Origin of the sequence: Microcoleus sp. Pol14D4 (assembly GCF_036701245.1) — a bacterium.
Taxonomy (GTDB): Bacteria; Cyanobacteriota; Cyanobacteriia; order Cyanobacteriales; family Microcoleaceae; genus Microcoleus.
In genome coordinates, this window is record NZ_JAUBQM010000201.1 from 1 (window position 1) to 1227 (window position 1227).

The 1227-nt window shown below is 38.9% G+C and carries 2 pseudogenes; both read right to left on the reverse strand.

Features of this window, described 5'->3' with window-relative positions:
• Nucleotides 1–74: 74 nt before the first annotated feature.
• A pseudogene (locus QUA33_RS28090) lies at nt 75–553 on the reverse strand (transposase domain-containing protein); the annotation flags it as partial.
• A gap of 161 nt (nt 554–714) precedes the next feature.
• Nucleotides 715–1142 (reverse strand): annotated as a pseudogene (locus QUA33_RS28095) (IS5/IS1182 family transposase); the annotation flags it as partial.
• Nucleotides 1143–1227 lie beyond the last annotated feature (85 nt).

Here is a 1227-nt window from a genome sequence, read left to right on the forward strand (position 1 = left end):
ATATAACGCTAAGGATATAGTTCCAACCAGAAAGACATCAGCCTCATTTAGTGTATCTTCATAGTGAATTGGTATAAAGCATCAAATATTAAATGAGTTCCTGCTTCTACTAAAATAACTAATAAGGCGAAAGGGAAAAGCAGCTCTTGTACCTGGACGGCTACCTGGACGGCCAAAAACTCTGGCATTTTCATCACTGTCTGGGAGGTCACTCGCAGGTTCCATCTATTGCTACAACTCTCAATCCATTCAGAAAAGCTCCCACTGTTTCAGTTGTCGCCATTGGTCGTACTAACTGATGAAATAACTGGCTCATTACAACTGGCCCTAATCTTTTCCTGGCTTTAGTAATAGCTGCCTTGCACGGAATTTTCCAATATTTACCTGTTTTCAACCAGACTTCATTAAGCCCATCAATCAGATTCTTTAGTACGTCGCGCATTGAGTCTTTTGACCATAAGCTCATTGCTACGATCAAACATACTACCAGTTGTGATGGTAGCGCACGATGCCGTTTTTCTCTTACTTTTGTTTTCAGGATAGCCACTTCTATTTCTGTTGATGGAATTGCTATCTCTATTGCTTTGAATATCTCGCTACTTTTGAGCTTGGGAGATTCTAATAATAATTTTTTGTACGGCACTATACTTGATTTACTTTTTTATACATCATACTTAGTGTACCGCTTGTTCGACCTTAAGTAAACCGTATTGTGATATATTGAAGTTGTTTTTTAATTGCCTGTCTTTTTTTGTTGCGGGATGGTCTTCTTTGTTTGGCTATTAATAAGTAATCTTTTCGGGCGAGATTACGGTAGGTTCTTGGTTTTTTCGGGATTTGACCTTTGATCTGTTTATACAGGATATCTATAATTTTTTCGGTATGAACTCTGGCTTTGTTTAATAGTCCTAAGTCGGTCGGATAGGTAATGTCGGCTGGGGCACAGGTTGCATCTACGATCAACTTTCCTCGATTGAGTGACTCATTTTTTGCGTCCGAATTCTTTTTTTTTTCAGTTTTGACGCTCGCTCGGTGATGGAGCGCATTTTTTCGACCATGCGTTCGTTCACTTTATTAATTAAGTTCGGACTAATTCTTTGGCGAAAGTGAACCAATAGTGATGGGTCAAATGCGAGTTCATTAAGCTCTGCGGCGTTGCTGAACTATGGTATGATGAAGTTGTCCTCTGAGCGTCAAAAATAACACATATTTCCAAAAAAATATTAT